This is a genomic window from Exiguobacterium sp. s46, assembly GCF_018618875.1.
In the GTDB taxonomy this organism is placed as follows: Bacteria; Bacillota; Bacilli; order Exiguobacteriales; family Exiguobacteriaceae; genus Exiguobacterium_A; species Exiguobacterium_A abrahamii.
This window is the reverse complement of record NZ_JACSMY010000001.1, coordinates 1,567,953-1,585,622: the sequence shown is the minus strand read 5'-3', so window position 1 is coordinate 1,585,622 and position 17,670 is coordinate 1,567,953. Positions and strand designations below refer to the sequence as shown.

At 47.2% G+C, this 17,670-nt stretch carries 16 protein-coding genes and 1 tRNA gene; all 17 read left to right on the top strand.

The genetic code is table 11. From position 1 onward, the window contains the following. Positions 1–41: 41 nt before the first annotated feature. The 17 genes from KNQ08_RS08355 to KNQ08_RS08275 all read left to right on the top strand — a co-directional run bounded on the left by KNQ08_RS08355 (position 42) and on the right by KNQ08_RS08275 (position 17,651). A complete protein-coding gene (locus tag KNQ08_RS08355) occupies positions 42–497 on the top strand; it encodes an acyl-CoA thioesterase (RefSeq protein WP_058713782.1) in 456 nt (151 codons plus the stop codon). Positions 498–562: 65 nt separating this feature from the next. Next, the gene (locus KNQ08_RS08350) at positions 563–826 is read left to right on the top strand and encodes a phosphocarrier protein HPr (RefSeq protein ID WP_012371023.1); all 264 of its coding nucleotides are present in this window, start codon (positions 563–565) and stop codon (positions 824–826) included. Positions 827–912: 86 nt separating this feature from the next. Continuing rightward, positions 913–1,719, top strand: coding sequence for a glutamate racemase (racE, locus tag KNQ08_RS08345; protein WP_023468984.1), 807 nt, complete (start codon positions 913–915; stop codon positions 1,717–1,719). After that, the gene (gene rph, locus KNQ08_RS08340) at positions 1,720–2,475 is read left to right on the top strand and encodes a ribonuclease PH (RefSeq protein ID WP_064299531.1); all 756 of its coding nucleotides are present in this window, start codon (positions 1,720–1,722) and stop codon (positions 2,473–2,475) included. Continuing rightward, a complete protein-coding gene (locus KNQ08_RS08335; RefSeq protein WP_214805253.1) occupies positions 2,472–3,065 on the top strand; it encodes an XTP/dITP diphosphatase in 594 nt (197 codons plus the stop codon). The genes rph and KNQ08_RS08335 overlap by 4 nt, the downstream gene beginning before the upstream one ends. Positions 3,066–3,070: 5 nt before the next feature. Beyond that, positions 3,071–3,580 carry a metallophosphoesterase family protein gene (locus tag KNQ08_RS08330; RefSeq protein ID WP_149427691.1) on the top strand — a complete coding sequence of 170 codons (510 nt, stop codon included), beginning with the start codon at positions 3,071–3,073 and terminating at the stop codon, positions 3,578–3,580. 73 nt (positions 3,581–3,653) lie between these two features. Continuing rightward, positions 3,654–3,727, top strand: a tRNA-Arg gene (locus KNQ08_RS08325). Positions 3,728–3,829: 102 nt separating this feature from the next. Continuing rightward, the gene (locus KNQ08_RS08320; protein WP_231681742.1) at positions 3,830–4,354 is read left to right on the top strand and encodes a hypothetical protein; all 525 of its coding nucleotides are present in this window, start codon (positions 3,830–3,832) and stop codon (positions 4,352–4,354) included. A gap of 28 nt (positions 4,355–4,382) precedes the next feature. Further along, on the top strand, positions 4,383–5,366 hold the full coding sequence (locus KNQ08_RS08315) for a hypothetical protein (protein ID WP_214723765.1): 984 nt from the start codon (positions 4,383–4,385) through the stop codon (positions 5,364–5,366). Positions 5,367–5,476: 110 nt separating this feature from the next. Further along, positions 5,477–6,769, top strand: a complete 1,293-nt coding sequence (tig, locus tag KNQ08_RS08310; RefSeq protein WP_029342286.1) for a trigger factor — start codon at positions 5,477–5,479, stop codon at positions 6,767–6,769. Positions 6,770–7,003: 234 nt separating this feature from the next. Continuing rightward, entirely contained in the window at positions 7,004–8,269 is a 1,266-nt protein-coding gene (clpX, locus tag KNQ08_RS08305) for an ATP-dependent protease ATP-binding subunit ClpX (protein WP_023468977.1), read from the top strand. A gap of 69 nt (positions 8,270–8,338) precedes the next feature. Beyond that, entirely contained in the window at positions 8,339–10,648 is a 2,310-nt protein-coding gene (gene lon, locus KNQ08_RS08300) for an endopeptidase La (protein WP_023468976.1), read from the top strand. A gap of 1 nt (position 10,649) precedes the next feature. Next, complete coding sequence (gene yihA, locus KNQ08_RS08295; RefSeq protein ID WP_214805252.1) at positions 10,650–11,231, top strand: ribosome biogenesis GTP-binding protein YihA/YsxC; 582 nt, start codon at positions 10,650–10,652, stop codon at positions 11,229–11,231. A 183-nt stretch (positions 11,232–11,414) separates the two neighbouring features. Then, positions 11,415–14,462: a hypothetical protein gene (locus tag KNQ08_RS08290; protein WP_251133637.1), complete on the top strand. Its 3,048-nt coding sequence runs from the start codon at positions 11,415–11,417 to the stop codon at positions 14,460–14,462. Beyond that, on the top strand, positions 14,463–15,209 hold the full coding sequence (locus KNQ08_RS08285) for a response regulator (RefSeq protein WP_214723761.1): 747 nt from the start codon (positions 14,463–14,465) through the stop codon (positions 15,207–15,209). Then, a complete protein-coding gene (locus KNQ08_RS08280; protein ID WP_214771066.1) occupies positions 15,206–16,228 on the top strand; it encodes a HEAT repeat domain-containing protein in 1,023 nt (340 codons plus the stop codon). Before KNQ08_RS08285 ends, KNQ08_RS08280 begins: the two co-directional genes overlap by 4 nt. After that, entirely contained in the window at positions 16,218–17,651 is a 1,434-nt protein-coding gene (locus tag KNQ08_RS08275; protein ID WP_050677619.1) for a glycosyltransferase family 2 protein, read from the top strand. The genes KNQ08_RS08280 and KNQ08_RS08275 overlap by 11 nt, the downstream gene beginning before the upstream one ends. Positions 17,652–17,670 lie beyond the last annotated feature (19 nt).

Genomic DNA, 17,670 nt, shown 5'->3' with positions numbered 1-17,670 from the left:
GCTTGCTCCTTCTTTTTTCATTCAGACAGGAGGAACTCATTGTGCGCGTACCAGCTTATATTCCAGAACTTGAATCATGGCTTGAACAGATGAAACATGGCACACGACTCGATGTCGCCGTTCGTTTTGCGGAGACGGATGCCTATGGTCATATGAATAACCGGGTACCGTTCGTCTATTTTGAGGACGTTCGGACATTGATGTTAGAGGAAACAGGATATTCGCTTGCAGAAGACGGCATCATCGTCGTTGCGGATGCCCAGTGTAATTACATTCGCCAAGTCTACCCACGGGCACGTCTCGCTGTTTATGCGTATCCGGTACATGTCGGTAGTGCATCGTGTGACGTCCACTATGCGGCATTTGATGAGCAAGGTGAACTGATGTTCACAGGACGGACATCGATGGTACAAATCGACCGTGCCGGGAAAGCATTCCCGTGGAGTGAAGCATATAAAAATTCCTTGCAGAATCGATTCGAATCCGTTATCATTTGATAATGAGTTCACATATTCGAAAACGACTCACTAGTACGTTATTAGTGAAGGGAGATTTCTTAATCATGGAAAAAACATTCAAAGTCATCGCGGATTCAGGCATTCACGCTCGTCCGGCTACTCAGCTCGTCAACACAGCTTCTAAATTCCAATCAGACATTAACTTGGAATACAACGGGAAGACTGTCAACTTGAAGTCAATCATGGGTGTTCTTTCACTCGGAATCGCGAAAGATTCAGATATCAAAATCGTTGCAAACGGTGACGATGCTTCTGAAGCAATCACGACTCTTTCAGATATGCTGACTAGCGAAGGTCTTGCTCAGTAATCCTGTAATCGTACATTCTCGGACGCCGGTCTTGCACCGTCGTCCTTTTTTGTTACCATAGGAATGAGAGAAAGAGGTGGAGAAGAGTGAATCGAGCGATTGGAGTACTGGATTCCGGAGTCGGTGGGTTGACGGTCGCACGTGAATTGATGCGACAGTTGCCCCATGAGCGAATCATCTATGTTGGGGATACATTGCGGTGTCCGTATGGTCCTCGCCCAGAAGAGGAGATTCGTGAGTTTACGTGGGAGATGATTGATTATCTCGTGCAACAAGATGTGAAGTTGATCGTGATCGCCTGTAACACAGCCACGGCTGTCGTCCTAAAAGAAGCGCGAGAACGTTTAAATATACCTGTCATCGGTGTCATTGATCCTGGGGCCCGTGCGGCAGTCAAGGTGACGCGTACGAAACGAATCGGTGTCATCGGAACGAAGATGACGATTACAAGTAATTCCTACGAGAAGGCGTTACGCCACGTCGAAGGACAAGTCGTCGTCGAATCGTTAGCGTGCCCGCCATTCGTCCCGCTCGTCGAGTCGATGCAGACAGACGGTGCGTACGTCGAACGTGTCGTTGCCAATACATTACGACCATTGATGAATTACGATATGGATACATTGATCCTCGGGTGCACTCATTACCCGCTCCTAGCAGATGTGATTGGACGGGTCATCGGACCAGGCGTCCAGCTAATCTCTTCAGGAGACGAGACAGCGCTCGAGGTAGCAGCACTACTTGATTACAATACGATTTCAGCAGATGTGACACAAATTCCGGAACATCGTTATTACGCGACAGGCGATATCCGCTCATTTGATCAGATTGCGACGGACTGGCTCGATCAGACCATCCATGCGGAGCGCATCGTGCTTGGAACGGAGGAAGATTAAATGCGGATAGACCAACGAACGGCGGATCATCTCCGTCCTATTCAATTATCGATTGATGTCAATAAACACGCAGAAGGTTCTGTCTTGATTGAACTGGGAGATACGAAAGTCCTCTGTACGGCGACCGTCGAGGAGAAGGTGCCACCGTTCCTTCGCGGTAAACGCCAGGGCTGGATCAATGCGGAATATTCGATGTTGCCACGTGCGACGGCTCAGCGGACCGCACGAGAAGCCGTCCGCGGCAAACAGACGGGACGGACGATGGAAATCCAACGTCTGATCAGCCGCTCGCTTCGGGCCGTCGTTGATTTAGAGAAGCTCGGGGAACGAACGATCTGGATCGATTGTGATGTCATTCAGGCAGATGGCGGTACACGAACGGCATCGATCACTGGTGGTTTTTTGGCACTCGTCCGAGCAGTCGATCAATTGATTCAAGCGGGAAAACTGACAGATACACCGATCAAAGAGGGCATCGCAGCCATCTCGGTTGGAATCGTCGAGTCGAATGTCTTGCTCGATCTATGCTATGAAGAGGACGCTGCGGCGGAAGTCGACTTCAATCTCGTCATGACCTCATCGGGTAAAATCGTCGAGATGCAAGCAACAGGAGAAGAGTCGACATTTTCCCGTCAAGAGATGCTCGAAATGCTCGAACTTGGGGAAAAAGGAATTAAGGAACTGATTGATGCTGGCCGTGAGGCACTCGGTGTCTCTTGGTGGTATGTAGGAGAAGAAGTGGGGGAACATAGATGAAGGTCATCGTCGCAACACACAATGCAGGTAAAGTGAAGGAACTTGAAAGCATGCTGGGTCGTCTCGGTTATACGGTCGAATCGTTACTCGATCACGCCGATGCTCCGGAAACGGACGAAACAGGTGAGACATTCGAGGAGAATGCACTCTTAAAAGCAACAGAGGCAGCAGCCTACTTTGGCCACGCGGTACTTGCTGATGATTCAGGTCTTGAAGTCGATGCTTTAGATGGCGCTCCAGGTGTCTACTCGGCACGATTCGCGGGTCTTGAAAAGTCGGATGCGGCGAACAACGCTCTACTGCTTGAAAAGTTAGTAGGTGTTCCGGAGGAAGAGCGGACGGCGCGCTTCGTTTGTGTCCTCGCGCTAGCGAAACCAACGGGTGAGACATTGACGGTTCGTGGAACGATGGAAGGGCGAATCGGTTTTGAAGCGGCGGGTTCGAACGGGTTCGGTTATGATCCATTGTTCGTCACGGCAAGCGGACAGACGGCTGCTGAGTTGACGAAAGAAGAAAAAGCGATGATTAGTCATCGTGGCAATGCATTGCGCAAGCTCGAACAGGACTTAACTACTTTCTTAGGAGTGTGATGAAGATGAGAGCGTTGATCGTTAGTGATAGCCATGGACTAGAACAAGAACTGCTTACGATATTCGAACGTCACCAAGACGTGGATTTGGCATTTCATTGTGGGGACTCCCAATTGACGCGCGACATCGAATCATTATATCCATATCGTGTTGTGCGAGGGAATTGCGATTACGGACACGATTTTCCGGAAGAAGTCATGTCGGAAATAGATGGTCGTACCATCCTTTGTGTCCACGGACATCGTCAGGACGTCAAATACAGTCTAGATGTCTTGCAGCATCATGCGAAGGAAAAGCAGGCGGACATCGTCTGTTATGGTCATTCCCATGTTGCGAAGGCTGAATATCGGGACGGCGTGTTATTCATCAATCCAGGTTCAATCCGGATGCCGCGTCATCGACCAGACAAGACGTATGCGATTCTTGAAGTGGATCAAAACCGTTATTCTGTCGATTTTCTCGATGTGAACGGTGATCGAGTGAATGCCCTGCATCTGGACGGAACATTTTTGTAATAAAATAAATGCAATGTTTGTAATGTGATTGACACGAAAGAATTGTTCTAGTATAGTTTATTCGTGTTGACACGTCCCAATAGCTCAGCAGGATAGAGCAACGGCCTTCTAAGCCGTCGGTCGGGGGTTCGAATCCCTCTTGGGACGCTATAATTAAAATAGAGACTGCCCTTACGAGGGTGGTCTCTTTTTTTTATTCCGATTTTCGATTATAATTAAGGTATCATGAACTCGAAAGGGATGAATGCAATGTGGAAGAAAGTTGGAGCAGTCCTTGTGCTAAGTACGTTTCTTGCTGGATGTAGTGAGATTTCAAATACAGTCGACGATGCAAAACAACAAGTCAACGATGTAAAAAATAGTGTCGATTACGCTGGAGAACTTCAAGGCATTGCAAAAGATACGGCCCAAGTCACGTCAGATTTGTCGGCTTCCTTGAATGAAGCGGCTACGACAGCGCGTGAATCTGCAAACCCTGAACAGGCACTCGATCAACAAATCGAAAAGTTGAAGGAAAACGGAACGATTGATCAGTTCAATCAAGAACTGGATCAAATCGATCAACGATTAGCGGGACTTGAAAATCCGCCACAAGAATTGCAAAATTTAAGTGCAAAACTCGAGCAGTACGTGAATCAATCGGAAGACATCGCTCGATTACTTGAAGCGGACGTCTCGTTAGATACGTTGAATCGATTAGGAATCGAGCAGGCAGGACAACTTCAAGAAGCAATCACGAACTGGACATCTTTACTCGACCCATTTACGAAATAAGAAGTTGAACATGAAGGAGTGCCGGAATATGGGGACATCGCGCTGGATGGAACATGAACTAGAAGTAGAGCGAGCGCGCATTCTTCGTTTGCCCGCTTCTAAACAAGAACAATTGATTATGGAATTAGAGACTGACCAATTGACAGGAGAAGATGTCTTACACCGGCTCTATGTCATTCAACCACTCTTAATGCATGACCGGGAACGATTTGAAACAGTGGCAGAACGATTTCTTGAAGTCGAGGGTGTCGAGCAAGTGCTCGCACTCTTTCTTTATGAACTCGGAGAACGTTATCCGATGAAACTCGCTTTGCGCTCGGCGTCACCGTATCTACCTTATGGGCTCGCGCTTCGATTAGATGAAATCAAACAACAGATGCGTGTTCGCGAACAAAAGCCGGCAGTTCAAAACAACCCTGTTGCGCAGCGTGAGGTAACATCAGCAACGGAATTGATGCATGTGTTGCGACATGGCAGTTGGGTTGAACAAATGCGCCAATTGACCGGTAGGGAATTCGAACGGACATCTGAGCTCATTGCATACATCACACAAAAATACCTTCAGGCGCAAGAGACAGAACATCAAAGTCTACTCGTCATTGATCAGTTATTAGGAAGCGTGCTTGATCACGTGTCATATCCGGTAAGCATTCATGTGCCACACGTAGATGTAGACTGGACGATCTCGTCACGTGAAGAGTTAGAAGAAATTTTGCTGGTACATCAACAGGAGCAACAAGCGTTACTGGCATCGATGCATACGTTAGAGCGAATGGATCCGTTCCGAGCGTTACTCGTCTTGCGATCGGATCAATTAATCCATCTTGAAGAGCGAGAACGAATTGGATCAGACATGGAGAAGTGGCTCGCAGCCTGCGAAGAACTCGCAGGTCTGACATTTGAACGTGAAGAACCGGAACGTATCCTCAGTCCGCTGGCGAAGCGGTTATATCGAGCGGCACATATCCTTTATCCAGAAGTCATCGCATTCGAGCAGATTTACTTCGATTGAGACATCTGGAAACGATTCGTTCAACAGTGGTAATCGTCAGAACGATTGTGCTATAATGTGACTTGTTGTACACACATGTACGCTAATTGACAATTTTGGAGGGACTCAGCATGACTGCAAAATGGGAAAAACAATCAGGTAGCCTCGGCGTCCTCACGTATGAAGCGCCTGCTGAAGCATTTGATAAAGCGGTAGACCAAGCGTTCAAGAAAGTCGTTAAGACTTTGAACACACCTGGTTTCCGCAAAGGAAAAATGCCACGCGCAATGTTCAACAAAATGTACGGTGAAGAAGCACTGTACCAAGATGCACTCGATATCCTTTACAAGGACACAATTGAAGGTGCAGTCGTCGAATCAGGAATCGAGCCAATCGCGCTTGAGAACATCGACGTTGAAACACTCGAAAAAGGCAAGCCAGTCGAATTCAAAATCACGTTCGTCATCGAGCCAGAAGCTACACTCGGTGAGTACAAAGGTCTTGAGTACACAGCAGTTGAAACGAACGTTACTGACGAAGACGTCGACGCTGAACTCAAAACATTACAAGAACGCGGTGCAGAACTCGTCGTTAAAGAAGATGGCGTCATCGAGAATGGCGATACAGTCGTATTCGACTTCGCAGGTTTCGATGGGGAAAACCAATTCGACGGCGGAACTGCTGAGAACTACTCACTCGTCATCGGTTCTGGAAACTTCATTCCTGGATTCGAAGAGCAAATGGTCGGTTTAAAAACTGGCGAGCAAAAAGATCTTGAAGTGACATTCCCAGAGGAATACCACGAAGCATCACTCGCTGGAAAACCAGTTACATTCAAAGTAACGATCCACGAAGTTAAAGCACAAGAGCTCCCTGAATTGACAGATGAGTTCGCAAAAGAAATGGATGAAGAAGTTTCTTCACTCGACGAGTTGAAAACAAAAATCCGTACGCGTCTCGAAAACACACGCAAACAAGAAGCTGATGCTTCAATGCGCGATGAGTTAGTCGAAGCGGCTACGAAAAATGCGACAGTTGATCTTCCAGAAGTCATGGTCGAAAACGAAGTCGAGCGTATGGTTCAAGAGTTCACACAACGTATTCAATCACAAGGCATCGACCTCAACATGTACTTCCAGTTGACTGGAACGACAGAAGAGGCAATGCGTTCTGAAATGAAAGAGCAAGCGGAAGAGCGCGTTAAAGCACGTCTCGTCCTCAAGCAAATCGTTGCTGACGAAAAAATCGAAGTAACAGATGAGGAAACTCAAGCTGAACTTCAATCAATGTCAGAACTCTACAACATCCCTGCAGATCAACTTGAAACGATGCTTGCACCACAAGGTGGTCTTGAAACGCTTAAAGGCGATCTTCAATTCCGTAAAGCTATCGATGTTCTCGTCGACAACGCAAAAGCAAAATAAGCCATTTCATGGTTTTCGATCGACTTCAAGCCCAATTTCTGGTCTTGGAGTCGATTTTTTTGTACGATAGGTCAAACAAGGACAAACGATCCTTGGTTCAGAACATCAAACTGTAAATCGTTCGTCCAGGATTTGAAAGACTTTCCTTGTTCATGCTACAATCATAAATAGTAAAACGTGAGACGGGATGCTACAGGCATCCATACAATTTCCACGTTAAAGGGGTGGACCTTTATGTTTAAATTTAACGAAGAAAAAGGTCAGCTAAAATGTTCTTTCTGTGGAAAGACACAAGAACAAGTACGCAAACTTGTTGCTGGACCTGGCGTTTACATTTGCGACGAGTGTATCGAACTCTGCAATGAAATCGTAGAGGAAGAACTCGGCACTGAAGAAGAAGTCGAGCTAAAGAATGTTCCGAAACCGCATGAAATTCGTACGACACTTGACGATTATGTCATCGGTCAAGAAAAAGCGAAGAAGTCGTTGTCTGTAGCGATGTATAATCACTACAAACGAATCAATGCTGGTGGTCGCGCAGATGATGTCGAGCTTTCGAAGTCGAACATCGTCATGATTGGACCAACAGGTAGCGGTAAAACACTTCTTGCCCAAACGATGGCACGTATCTTGAACGTACCGTTTGCGATTGCAGATGCAACAAGTTTGACGGAAGCCGGTTATGTCGGTGAAGACGTCGAGAACATCCTGTTGAAACTCATCCAAGCAGCAGACTATGATGTTGAGAAGGCTGAAAAAGGAATCATCTACATTGATGAGATCGATAAGATCGCTCGTAAATCAGAAAACCCGTCGATTACACGTGACGTATCTGGTGAGGGTGTCCAACAAGCCTTGCTGAAGATTTTGGAAGGAACGGTTGCGAGTGTACCGCCACAAGGTGGACGAAAACACCCACATCAAGAATTCATCCAAATCGATACGACGAACATCTTGTTTATCGTCGGTGGCGCATTCGATGGTATCGATCAGTCGATCAAACGTCGTCTTGGTAAAAAAGTCATCGGATTCGGAAACGATTCAGAGAACCGTAACCTTACACAAAAAGAAATTCTGGCAGCTGCATTACCAGAAGATCTTCAAAAGTTCGGTTTGATTCCAGAGTTCATCGGTCGTTTGCCGGTCATGGCGACGCTCGAGCCACTTGATGAAGAGGCACTCGTTCAAATCTTGACGAAACCGAAAAACGCCCTCGTGAAACAATATAAGAAAATGCTTCAACTCGATGATGTCGAACTCGACTTCACGGAAGATGCACTTCTTGAGATTGCAAAACTTGCAATCGAACGTAAAACAGGTGCGCGTGGTCTTCGTTCCATCATCGAAGAAACTATGCTTGATATCATGTTCGAAATCCCATCGCGTGAAGATATCGCGAAAGTCATCATTACAGCAGAAACGTTGACTGGTAAACGCGGTCCAACGCTTGAGTTGAAAGATGGTACAATTGAACATGGGAAAGAAAAAGAAACGGCGTAACACCGTGACAAATCGGCTCGGAGGCTACTTGTACGCCTTTCCGAGTCTTTTTGTTTAGGAGGAATTCGAATGAAGAAAAAACAATATCCACTTTTACCGTTACGCGGTGTCGTTGCGTATCCGTTGATCGGATTGACGATTGATGTCGGGCGTCCGGTATCCTTAAAAGCCTTACTTGCATCAAAGGAACACGAAATTGATCTCGTCGTCGTCACGCAACGTGACCCAGAAGCAGAGCCGTCTGTCGACGGGCTGCACCAGGTTGGTACACTCGTTCAAATCGCGAAGATGAGTGAACTCGGGAATGATACGGTCCGTGTCCGCGTCATCGGGAAGGAACGCGTCCGGATTGAAAACGTCGAGGAGACGGACGAGGGATATCAAGCCGTCATCGAACCAATCGAGAAGATGGACATCAAAGGGGCGAAACAAGAAGCACTTGTTCGTCTGATTAAAGAACAGTTCGGTCAGCTCGTCTCTCGGATCAAAGGAATCGGAACGGATGAACGTCGTCGGTTCGAGACATACGAACGTCTCGACTCATTAACGGACTATATCACGTCGAAGTTACCAATCGATATCTCGAAGAAACAGGAGTTTCTCGAACAACAGGATCCAGTCGAACGAGGGTTGATGTTGCTTGACGTCATGAAGCACGAATATGAAGTCGTCGAACTCGAACGCGAGATGCGTGAACGGACGAAGAAGACGATTGAACAATCGCAACGCGAGTATTACTTGCGGGAACAATTGAAGACGATTCAACAAGAACTCGGTGGCGAGTCGGCTTCTGTTGAAAGTGATGCGACGAAATACCGGGAACAGCTAGCGATGCTTGATTTACCAGAAACGACGGTTGCAAACGTCGAGAAGGAAATCAGTCGTTTAGCGGTCGTACCAGCGACGAGTCCCGAACATGGGGTCATTCGCAACTATCTCGAATGGTTCTTCTCGTTGCCGTGGAATGAAGCAACCGATGATTTCTTGAACGTCTCGGCTGCTTCGGAACAGCTTGAAAAGGACCATTACGGTCTAGAGAAGGTCAAAGAACGGATCCTTGAGTATCTTGCCGTTCGTCAATTAACGGACTCATTACGTGGACCGATTCTCTGTCTATCTGGTCCTCCGGGAGTCGGGAAAACGTCGCTTGCCCGTTCGATTGCAACAGCGCTCGAGCGGAAGTTCGTCCGCGTCTCACTTGGTGGCGTGCGCGACGAAGCGGAGATCCGTGGACATCGCCGGACATATATCGGTGCGATGCCAGGTCGAATCATTCGTGGTTTAAAACAAGCAGGAACGAACAACCCGGTCTTCCTGCTCGATGAGATCGATAAAATGTCAAATGACTTCCGTGGTGACCCGTCGTCCGCGATGCTTGAAGTTCTTGATCCAGAACAAAACAACAGCTTTTCTGATCACTATATCGAAGAACCGTTCGATCTATCGAACGTTCTGTTCATCGCGACAGCGAACGATGTCTCGAATATCCCCGGACCATTGCTCGACCGGATGGAACTGATTCAAATCGGTGGCTATACGGAACAAGAGAAAACGGAAATTGCCGTTCGTCATCTCTTATCGAAGCAACTGGCTGAACATGGTCTGAAAAAGAGTCAATTAACAGTCAAGGCAGACGCGCTAGAAGAAGTCGTCCGGCGTTATACACGAGAAGCCGGTGTCCGGAATCTCGAACGTGTTCTCGGCTCACTTTGCCGGAAAGCAGCGAAACAAATCGCGATGGGTGAGAAGAAACGGGTGACGGTGACAAAACGTAATCTGGATGATTTCTTAGGCAAACCGATCTACCGCTATGGTCAAGGCGAGCTCGAAGATATGATTGGCGCGGTGACTGGTTTAGCGTATACTGCTTTTGGGGGCGATACGTTGACGATCGAAGTCAGCCTTGCTCCGGGTAAAGGGAAATTGCAGTTAACCGGGAAACTCGGTGATGTCATGCAAGAGTCGGCTCAGACCGCTTATAGCTTCGTCCGAGCGAATGCGACGTCCCTTGGCATCGAACCGAATTTCTACGAAACGCAAGACATCCACATCCACGTTCCTGAAGGTGCTGTACCGAAAGATGGTCCATCTGCTGGGATCACACTCGCGACAGCATTGATTTCCGCTTTAACAAAACGTCCGGTTCGCCGGGATGTCGGGATGACAGGTGAAATCACGTTGCGTGGACGTGTCTTACCGATCGGTGGATTAAAGGAGAAGTCACTCGCAGCACATCGTGCGGGCTTGACGACCGTTCTGCTGCCGCAAGACAATACGCGGGACATCGATGATATCCCGGAAAGCGTTCGCGCAGGAATGGAATTCATTCCGGTCGCGACGATGGAGCAAGTGCTCGAACATGCATTAAAAGGAGAGTAACATGAAAATTTATAAAGCTGATTTTATTACGAGTGGCGTCAATCCGGAACATTATCCGGAGCCAATGTTGCCAGAAGTGGCACTCGCAGGGCGATCGAACGTCGGAAAGTCTTCCTTCATCAATAAGCTGGTCCAGCGAAAAGCACTCGCACGGACATCTTCGAAACCAGGTAAGACGCAAACCTTGAACTTCTTCAACATCAATGATGAAGTCATGTTCGTCGATGTACCGGGTTACGGGTATGCGAAAGTCTCGAAGACGGAGCGTGAAGCATGGGGCAAGATGATGGAGAAGTACTTCACGCAACGGGAAATCCTCAAAGGTGTCGTACAGCTCGTCGACATCCGACACGATCCGTCTGCGGATGATGTGACGATGTATGATTTCTTGAAGTATTACGATCTACCGGTCATCGTCGTTGCGACAAAACTCGATAAGATCAAAAAGAGTCAACGTGATAAACATATCGCGGCAATCAAACGTAAATTGCAATTTGACGGTCAAGATACCTTGATTCCTTTCTCATCTGAGACAGGAGAAGGCGTCGATACCGCATGGGAAGCGATTTATCGTCTACTGTAAAATAACGAAACGTTCTGTTCTCCGGCAATAGGAGAGCAGAACGTTTTTTAATTAGGGTTAAAGTAATCTATAAATAGCATCTAATCATTTCCTTCCATCATTTTTGATTTCCATTATATGAACATTATTTAATTCACGTTACAATGATAGGAACAAATTGTTCTAGTGGGAGGCTATGCCAATATGAGGCGTTATAAATGGACGTTTGCAATCGTCATATTACTTATTCTGACACCATTTGCCATTTGGTTCTTAAAGCAGGAAAAGACATTAAATATCGCGCTATTTGATTATACGAACGGTACAGATGAGCGAGAGCACGCTGGAACGACGTGGTTATTGAATCACTTGAAAATCCGAAATGCGCAAGAGCAAGATTATAAGTATTCGGATTACATTAATCGTTATGACGGTACACAAGGGAAGCAAATGCTACAACAGGCTTCTAAAGCAGATGTGCTGTTGTTTACGGATACGTATGGAAAGTCATATGACGTCAACGGAAAAAAAGAACATCGTGGTGGCTTGACGACGGAAGACGTCGAGCTCGCGACCGAAGCCATTTCGCAAGGGAAAACCGTCGTGGCGGAGTTCAATACGGCGGCAAGTCCGACGTCGGTCGAACGGTCCAATGCGTTTCGTCAATTGTTCGGAACGGCTTGGACAGGATGGATTGGTCGTTTTTTCCCGGATTTAACAAAATTGCAAGGTATTGAGAAGAACGTCGTAGCTCAATTAAAAGCACAGGCGAAAGAAAAAGAATTTAAACTATCTGGTCCAGGTTATGTCTTCATCAATGACTCAACGGAAAAAGCTTTTTTCGTCAATGATGACACACCATTACTTTATAAATGGGATAAAAACAAGGGCAATGCAAAAGATGAGGTGCGTTATAACTACTGGTTTGAGATTTTAGAGCTAGATGGTGGCGAGCAACAAGCGCATTTTTCTTGGAAACCGTCAAAGCAGACCCAAGCGATGCTTCGGAAATATCAGTTGCCGCTTGAGTTCCCTGCGTATGTTACGCAAGGAAGTGGACACTATTTTGCTGGTGACTATACAGATGTCGCGGACATCCCGCGCTACTATCGATATAGTGGGCTTGATTGGTTCCGTAAACAGTTCATCCTCGATAGTGCAGAGAGTGAATCAGCATTCTTTTGGAAGATTTATGCCCCGACATTGACGCGAATTTTAGAAGATACAAAACGTGTTTCGACGCAAGCTGCAAAAGTAAAACCACTCTCACAAACGAAAGTCGGCAATCAGGAATTACGAACTCGGGCACGAGAAGGACAAGACACGCTTGAGATGTATCAAGATGGCGAATGGAAGCCGTATTTCGTCAAAGGCGTTAACGTCGGACTCGGTCGACCGGGTGCATTTCCCGGGGAACATGCCATCAGTCGTAATGAATACGATCGTTGGCTAAAGGAAATCGGCGAGTTGGGTGTCAATACGATTCGCGTGTATACATTGCATCCTCCTGCTTTTTACGATGCATTAAAAGCGTATAACGAACGGGCGAAGCAACCGATTTATTTGATGCAAGGTATGTGGGTCGAGGAAAAACCATTCGAAGAGTTGAAGAACGCTTTTGAACCAGACTTCTTGAAGATGACCGATACGGAAGCCAAACGAATGGTCGATGTCATTCATGGTAACGCGGTCGTCAAGGAAGTCGTCGGTCATGCTTCCGGAACATATACTTCAGACGTCTCGCAATACGTTTCAGCGTTCGTCTTCGGAATCGAATGGTTACCGGAAGCCGTCGTCGAGACGAATAAAAAGAACAAAGGCACGCGATTCGAAGGGAAATACGTGACGACGACACAAGAGGCGTCACCGTTCGAATCGTGGCTTGCTGGTCGGATGGATACAGCGACAGCACACGAAATCAAAGAGTACGGAACGACTCGACCAATTGGTTCGACGAACTGGCCGACGACGGATCCATTGAAACACCCGAAAGAGGTCGAAGAAGAGCAAGATCTCGTCTCGATCGACTTCAATCATTTAAAAGCAACGAAGGATTTCCCAGGTGGTTTGTTTGCGTCTTATCACATCTATCCGTATTACCCTTCGTTCATCAAGGAAGAATACAGTCAAAAAGCAGATAAGAGCTCTGAATCCTACGCTCGTTATTTGAAAGAAATGAAAGACTATCATGATATGCCGTTACTTGTATCGGAATTCGGTATTCCAAGTTCACGCGGGAAGACACACCTTGGACCGAACGGTTTCGACCAAGGACATGTCAGTGAAAAGAAACAAGGCGAACTCGTCGCGCAGCTCTATCAAGACATCAAGGACGTCAAGACGGCTGGTGGACTGGTCTTCATCTGGCAAGACGAATGGTTCAAACGAACATGGAACACAATGGATTATGACGATGCGGATACCCGTCCACGTTGGTCGAATGTTCAAACAAGTGAACAACATTTCGGGATGCTTGGATTCCTCCGTTCAGACATCATCATTGATGGGAAATTGGATGATTGGAAAGGGTATGCACCAGTAGCTGAAAATAAGGATCGAGCGATTTATATGACTTCCGACGAGGCTTATCTCTACTTACGCATCGACCGGAAGAAAGCAGAGCCGACGACACTTGCACTATCGACGAAACCGAATGATGGGAACACGAAAGTCGGTTCGTTGACGCTTGACGAAGGAGCTGAATACCGCCTGACGATCGATCAGACAGCGCGTATCGATGTCGATGCTCGCTATGACATCTTCCGATACCACTACGGTCTGAAGATGCCGTTTGAGATGGTGAAACCTCCGTCTGATCAAAAAGACAGCGGCAAGTTCGTTCCGATCTATCAAATGCTCGATTATGCAAGACGAGACCCGGTGACGAAAAAAATCGTCAAACCAGCCGTCAAATGGGACACAGGTGTTTTACATGAAGGAGAACCAGATGACATTTTAACGGATATCTCAGATGTCACGAAACCAACCGTTGAACTTCGTATTCCATGGATGGTCTTGAATATGCGTGATCCAAGTAAACATGAAATCATCGGAGACTTCTGGAAAGATGGACTCGAATCGAAGATGATCACGGAAGGAATCGAAGTCACAGGTCAAGTCGGTGAGACACGCATTCCAGAGAAGAATCGTGGTTTCTACAACTGGGCCGAGTGGACGAATCCACAGCAACGGGAAGAATTGAAACCTATCTATCATACGATGAAAAAAGCATTCACTGAGGGAGGAAACTAAATGCGACGTGAAGAGATGTGGAAATTAATCAATCAGTCGTTTGAATCAACAACTCAAGATCGTGAGGTCAGTTCGACGATCGAATGGACGGAAGAGGCTGTCCGAGAATCAACGACGAATACCTTATTCGTACACACGGTCGGACAAATGCCGGAGACGGTCAATGGTCTGATCGAGGAAGGATGGTGCGTGCGGACGGACATCTCTTATGCCGATGTCGTTCTCGCGAGCAAACCCGTCATTGAGGAGCGGATTCCCGTCGTTTACTTTAATACGGAACCCTCTTTCTATGGGTTAGAGAACGCACGTGAAGTTCTGCCGGCGACGCTGTCGAGGGAGCTTGTTCTCGATCGCCTTGCGCGTTATAAGAAGATCCATCATATCGCAGACGTTGTCGTCGTAACGGAAGATCCGCATATCCGTCGGATGATGGAACGGGAATTGACGGACCGTTTCGAACGCTTCATGACGTTCGAGCGAGCGGAGACGTTCCTTGATGAGTATGTAGCATCCCGTCCGTACTTACTCGTGTTCACGTCCGCATTGCCGCGAGCAGATGGATTGGAATTACTGCTGCGAGCGAAACAACAGAGTGTCGCACCATTCCAATCGATGATGATCTCGATGTATAACCGCGAACGTGATCATGTCCTAGCGATTGATCGTGGTGTTGATTACATCATGACGCTTCCACTGAAAATCGAAGAGTTCCGTGCGTGGATTCGCAAAGTCGAGGACGGCCGATGATGCAGGCGATTCTAGTATTCATCGTCGTACTCATCTTCTTACAAGGTGGAGCGTTGATCTATCTTGTCGTTCAAAAACGAAAACGCGCCAATCGTGAGCATGCGCGTCGCGATTGGCAGCTTGCCTTTCGAGATGACATCTATGACTATGCGACAAGTGAACGTCAAGACATGCCAACGATTCAAAAAGGAAACGAAGATTTAGCGGAGCTTGAATTGTTCGCGTTGTCTAACTTGACGGCAACGCCGGTGCATCTTGAACGTATACAAGCTTTCGTCGCTTCTAATATGCAAGCGTATTATGAGCAACAATTGAAGCATCGGCGGATTGATCGTCGCTTGAACGCCTATGAAGCCGTTTCTCAATTCCGTTTGGTCGCAGTCGCACCGATGATTCATGCCCGTTGGGGAAAGGCAATTGAAAAAGAGGAGAGCGATGTCATCGTCCGGACACTTGTCTCCTTATCCCCGCAAGATGCGATTGCGATTGCTAAACAAGAAAATGATATCAGCTTCTTTGGTGCGATTCTTGCGATCGGTCGTAGTCACGACTTACAAGAATGGGTCACATCGTTCGATGAACTTACACTATCGTTTCGACTAGCAATACTCCAGTTGATCTTTGATCGAGATGAGACACGTTATATCGCGCTCGTACGCGATAAAACGACTGATAAGAATCCAGAAGTCCGAAAGCGAGCCCTTCGCGCGCTCACACGGATTGGACTTGAGGAAGACTGGAAATTGTATGTGCCTTACTTGGAAGAAGAATCAAGTTGGGTTGAGCAAATGCTTGCCCTTCGTTTCTTAGAGCACGTCGTTCCAGATGATGCGATACCAGCGATCCTGCCGTTTGTCGGCAGTCGATCATGGTGGGTCCGGACGGCAGCCTTTGATGCGTTACTTGCTTGTGGTGGGATCGAACAGTTGGCGAAGGTTTCAAGTACACACCCCGACCGCTATGCGCGTCAAAAAGCGACCGAACGGTTGGCAAAGGAGATGAAGCATCATGTCGTCTGAGACAATCCAAGCCATTATTGAAGTCCTCTCATGGACAGTATTGATCTATATGTTACTCGTCATCGTATTCTATTCGACGCTGTATCTGATTTCTGCTCAGATGGTGCGACGGCAACGGTTCCGCCGAAAAGAAAGCTCCTATTTACCATTGATGCGGTCTCTCTATACACGACCGGTCAGTATCCTTGTTCCAGCCTATAATGAAGAATATACGATCGTCTCAAGTGTCCAAGCCTTGCTAGCCCTTGACTACCCAGAGCATGAGGTACTCGTCATTAACGATGGTTCAAAAGACGGAACGATGGATGAGCTGTTTCGCGCGTATGAGTTGGAAAAAGAAATTCAATATCCACGTATCTTGATTGGTTCAAAGCCGGTCAAACAAGTCTACCGTTCCCGCATTGATAGTCGTTTGATTGTCATCGATAAAGAGAATGGTGGAAAGGCAGACGCCTTGAATGCCGGTATTGATTACTCGAGTTATCCCTATTTCTGTTCGCTCGACGCGGATTCGATTTTAGAGCGCGATGCGTTATTAAAAGTCATGAAACCGATCGTTGAGTCAGATGAAGAAGTCGTCGCGACATGTGGTTCGATCTTCCTCGTTAACGGTTGTACGATTGAAGGCGGCGAAATCGTTGAGATTCGGACACCGAAGCAACGGATCGTCCTGATGCAGATGATCGAGTATTTCCGTGCATTCTTGTTCGGTCGCCTTGGTCTTAGTCGTTTCAATATCTTATTGATCGTCTCCGGCGCCTTCGGATTGTTCCAAAAGAATATTGTCGTACAGGCTGGTGGATATAAAGAAGGTCTCGTCGGTGAGGACATGGAGCTTGTCGTCCGCTTACACCGGTACATGAAGGAAAATAAGCTCGATAAACGCATCGAGTACGTTCCGGCGCCAGTCTGCTGGACACAGGCTCCAGAATCGATGGAAGTGTTACGGTCACAGCGAACACGTTGGCATCGTGGTCTTGCTGAGACGTTGTGGACGCATAAACGAATGATTGGCAATCCGAAATATGGTTCTGTTGGTAGCGTCTCGATGTTGTATTTCTTTTTGATTGAACTACTCGGACCAATCGTCGAACTGATCGGTTATTTCATCATTCCGCTCAACCTACTCGTCGGTACACTCAACTTTGAATTTGGGATCGTCTTGCTGGTCGTCGCTTTACTCTATGGTTCCCTATTGTCAGCAGGTGCCGTATTATTGGAAGAGTGGACGATGCACCGATTCAAGAACGTCAAGGAATTGATTCGGTTGTATCTATGGTCCTTAACCGAGTCGTTCTGGTACCGTCCGATTCTCGTCTTCTTCAAGCTAGGAGGATTGATTCAATTCTTGACTGGTCGAGGAAACTGGGGTCAGATGGAGCGTCAGCGTCTCGAAGACGTCACCGAGGAAAAAGTCGGCTGACGAATAGGTATGAGGGGGA